The sequence below is a fragment of the Achromobacter sp. UBA5777 genome (genome assembly GCF_002418565.1).
Lineage (GTDB): Bacteria > Pseudomonadota > Gammaproteobacteria > Burkholderiales > Burkholderiaceae_B > Achromobacter > Achromobacter animicus.
On sequence record NZ_DIEJ01000223.1, the window covers coordinates 1 to 3,957 of the forward strand.

General features: G+C 67.8%; 4 protein-coding genes and 1 pseudogene. 4 read left to right on the top strand and 1 reads right to left on the bottom strand.

What is annotated here, in order from left to right:
* Nucleotides 1-508 (bottom strand): amidase family protein (locus B3446_RS18470; RefSeq protein WP_291383875.1); only part of this gene is annotated, 508 nt, incomplete at its 3' end.
* A gap of 172 nt (nt 509-680) precedes the next feature.
* Between B3446_RS18470 and B3446_RS18475 the strand changes: the two genes are divergently transcribed.
* From B3446_RS18475 to B3446_RS18490, 4 genes and pseudogenes are all read left to right on the top strand, one after another.
* A complete protein-coding gene (locus B3446_RS18475) occupies nt 681-1,403 on the top strand; it encodes a FadR/GntR family transcriptional regulator (RefSeq protein WP_291383876.1) in 723 nt (240 codons plus the stop codon).
* Nucleotides 1,403-2,440 carry an L-idonate 5-dehydrogenase gene (locus B3446_RS18480; protein WP_291383877.1) on the top strand — a complete coding sequence of 346 codons (1,038 nt, stop codon included), beginning with the start codon at nt 1,403-1,405 and terminating at the stop codon, nt 2,438-2,440. Before B3446_RS18475 ends, B3446_RS18480 begins: the two co-directional genes overlap by 1 nt.
* A gap of 51 nt (nt 2,441-2,491) precedes the next feature.
* The gene (manD, locus tag B3446_RS18485; RefSeq protein ID WP_291383878.1) at nt 2,492-3,703 is read left to right on the top strand and encodes a D-mannonate dehydratase ManD; all 1,212 of its coding nucleotides are present in this window, start codon (nt 2,492-2,494) and stop codon (nt 3,701-3,703) included.
* Nucleotides 3,691-3,957, top strand: a pseudogene (locus B3446_RS18490) (mannitol dehydrogenase family protein); the annotation flags it as partial. The gene manD and the pseudogene B3446_RS18490, both read left to right, overlap by 13 nt.

Sequence of the window (3,957 nt, forward strand, 5' to 3'; positions counted from 1 at the left end):
CGCCGCTGCCGGACGACGAGCCGCCGGCGATCAGCCGTGCGTCATAGGCGTTGCGCGTGCCATCGCCATCCGGGCCGGGGAAGGCGGTGTTGAAGCCGGACACGCCGAACGCCAGTTCATGCATGTTGGTCTTGCCCAGGATGACGGCGCCGGCTTCTCGCAGCCGCTGCACGACGGGCGCGTCCTCGGCGGGGCGAAAGGTTTTCAGCGCCGGCGTCCCGGCCGTGTTGGGCAGGCCGGCGACGTGGATGTTGTCCTTGATGGCGATGGGCACGCCGCCCAGCGGGCCGTGGCCGGGCGCCGAATCGTAGGCGCGCGCTTGCGCCAGCGCGCCATCGCGGTCGACCGTAATGAACGCGTTCAGGTCCTGGCGGGCGTCGATGCGGTCCAGGCAGGCTTGCGTCAGCGCCACGCTGCTGAGTCGGCCCTCGCGGATGTGTGCTGCCGCTTCGGTGACGGTCAGGTCCGCCAGGTCGGTGGGCAAGGGCTGGTCGGTCGTGCTGGGCATGGCGCTTTTTCCTTGGCTGTCGGTCGATCCGTATCTATACAGGGGTGGCGCGGGGCGGTCCAGCGGTGATTCGGGAGCTGTCCGCGCGTCGTCCGCCCCGCAGGTAGTGGAAAACCACGATGGCGGAAATTGGTGGACCAAATACGATTTGGTCAGACCAATTTGAGGCGCCATGACGTTGCAATCGCTCTCCAAGCCCGAAATGTCCACCGGACGCACGGCGCCAGACCGCGGCTATCTGCGGCTGGCCGCGCAAATCCACGCGCTGGTGGCGCAGGGGGAATTTGCCGCGGGCCAGCGCCTGCCGGCGGAGCGCGCGCTGGCCGAACGATTCGACGTCAGCCGCACGTCCGTCCGCGAGGCCATCATCGCGCTGGAGCTGCAAGGCGTGGTGGAAGTGCGCGGCGGTTCGGGGATCTATGTCTGCGAATCGGACGCGAGCCGGCCGTCCGCGATGCCGGAGGCGGGCGCCGGCCCCTTCGAGCTGCTTCGCGCCCGCTGCCTGATCGAATCCGAGATCGCCGCGCTGGCAGCTTCCACCCGTACCGACGCGGACCTCGACCGCATCTTCGAGGCGCTGACGGCCATGCGCGACCGGATGACGGACAAGGACGCCAACGCCGAGGCCGACCGCCGCTTTCATCTGTGCATTGCCCAATCCACCGGCAACAGCGTGCTGCTTGCCACGGTGACGTCGATGTGGGATCAGGCCCGGGGTCCGGTTTGGGAAAAGATGGAGCAGCATTTCCATACGCAGGCCTTGCGCCAGGCGTCGCAGGCCGATCATCAGCGCATCTTTGGCGCGCTGGTGGCCCGCGACGCGCAGGAGGCGCGGCAGGCGATGCGCGATCACCTTGAACGCGTGATCGGCGAATTTGCACAGGGGTGGCGCTGATGCTGAACTGCATGATCCACGGGGCGCAGGATCTGCGCCTGGAGTCCTCGGCGCCGCAGCCGCTCGGACCGTTGCAGGTGCGTGTCGGCGTCAAGGCCGTAGGCATCTGCGGATCGGACCTGCATTACTACCGGCACGGCCGTGTCGGCGATTTCGTCATCCGCGAACCGCTGACGCCGGGCCACGAGGCGTCCGGGCAGGTGTTGGAGGTGGGCGCGGACGTGACTGCGGTCAGGCCCGGTGACCGCGTGGCGCTGGATCCGGCGCGCACCTGCGGCGTGTGCCGCTATTGCCGGCAAGGCGATTCCAATCACTGCGAGTCGGTGCATTTCTTCGGCAGCGCCAGCCGCTTTCCGCACATGCAGGGCGCGATGCGCGAAGAGGTGGTGGTCGACGCGCGGCAATGCGTGCCCGTGCCGGATTCGCTGTCGTTTGAGCTGGCCGCCTTTGGCGAGCCGCTGGCCGTCGCCCTGCATGCCGTGCGCAGCGCGGGGTCGCTGCTGGGCAAGACGGCCATGGTGGTCGGCGCGGGTCCGATCGGCGCGTTGATCCTGATGGCCGCGCGCTTGGCGGGCGCCAGCCGGGTCATCGTGGTGGATATCGTGGACCAGACACTGGCGGCGTGCGCGCGGGTGGGGGCCACGCAAACCATCAACGCGGCCACGGATCTGGACGCTCTGGACGCGCTGGCGGCGGGCAAGGGCACGGTGGACGTGTGCTTCGAGGCGTCTGGCAGCTATGCCGGATTGGCAAGCTCCCTTCGCGCGGCGCGTCCGCGTGGCGTTGTCGTGACGGTGGGAACGCTGTCCGGCAGCAGCGCGGATTGCCCGTTCAACCAGATCATGGTCAAGAGCCTGTCGTGCATCGGCAGCTTCCGCTTCGTAGACGAATATGCGATGGCCGTGGATTGCCTGGCCCGCGGACTGGTGGACGTGTCGCCGCTGCTGACGGCGGCGGTGCCCGTCGCGCGCGTGCATGACGCGTTTGCGCTGGCGGGTGATCGCAACCAGGCGATGAAGGTGATGGTGACGTTCTGATCCTGCGGCCGCCTTGTGCGGCCGTCCCTTTCCTGTAGCCGGAAGTCCAAGATGAAGATTACGAATGCACGCGTGATTGTCTGTTCTCCGGGCCGCAACTTTGTGACCCTGAAGATCGAAACCGACCAGGGCCTGACCGGCATCGGCGATGCGACGCTGAACGGGCGCGAGCTGGCGGTGGCCGCCTACCTGACCGAGCACGTCATTCCCTGCCTGATCGGGCGCGACGCGCATCAGATCGAGGACATCTGGCAGTACCTGTACAAGGGCGCGTACTGGCGGCGCGGACCGGTCACGATGACCGCGATCGCTGGCGTGGACACGGCGCTGTGGGACCTGAAGGCCAAGGCCGCCGGGCTGCCGCTGTACCAGCTGCTGGGCGGCAAGAGCCGCAGCGGCGTGATGGTCTACGGCCACGCCAACGGCTCGGACATCGAGCACACCGTGGACGAGGTGCTGCGCTACGCCGACATGGGCTATCGCGCGATCCGCGCGCAGAGCGGCGTGCCGGGATTGGAAAAGGTCTATGGCGTGGGCCGCGGCACGTTGTTCTACGAGCCCGCCGACGCGGACCTGCCCAGCGAGCACGACTGGTCCACCGAAAAGTATTTGCGCCACGCGCCGCAACTGTTCGAGCGCATCCGCGACAAGCTGGGCTTTGAACACCATCTGCTGCACGACGTGCATCATCGTCTGACGCCCATCGAGGCCGCGCGTCTCGGCAAGTCGCTGGAGCCCTATAGCCTGTTCTGGATGGAGGACGCCACGCCGGCCGAGAACCAGGAGGCCTTCCGGCTGATCCGCCAGCACACCATCACGCCGCTGGCGGTGGGCGAAGTCTTCAACACGATCTGGGACTGCAAGGACCTGGTGCAGAACCAGCTCATCGACTACATCCGGACCACCGTCGTTCACGCGGGCGGCATCACGCACCTGCGGCGCATTGCCGACATGGCGTCGCTGTACCAGGTTCGCACCGGCTGCCATGGCGCTACGGATCTGTCGCCCGTGTGCATGGGCGCGGCGCTGCACTTTGATCTGTGGGTGCCGAATTTCGGCATTCAGGAATACATGCGGCATACCGACGAGACCGACGCCGTGTTTCCCCATTCCTATACGTTCGAGCAGGGCATGCTGTATCCGGGCGAGGCGCCGGGCCACGGCGTCGATATCGACGAGAAGCTGGCGGCGCGATATCCGTATCAGCGCGCGTATCTGCCCGTGAACCGGCTGCAGCACGACGGCACGCTATGGAACTGGTAGGCGAAGGCGGCCGGCTGACTGCGGCCTGGCTGGAAGGCCTGCCCGCGCAGGTGGCGCGTCCGGGCTATGACCGGGACGCGCTCGGCATCGGCATCGTGCATCTGGGCGTGGGCGCGTTCGCGCGCGGGCATCTGGCGGCGGTGAACGATGCGGCGCTGCGCGCCGGAGCCGGGCGGGATTGGGGCATTTGCGGCGTCTCGCTGCGCCACGCCGATACGCGCGACGCGCTGGCGCCGCAGGGCGGCCTGTATGCG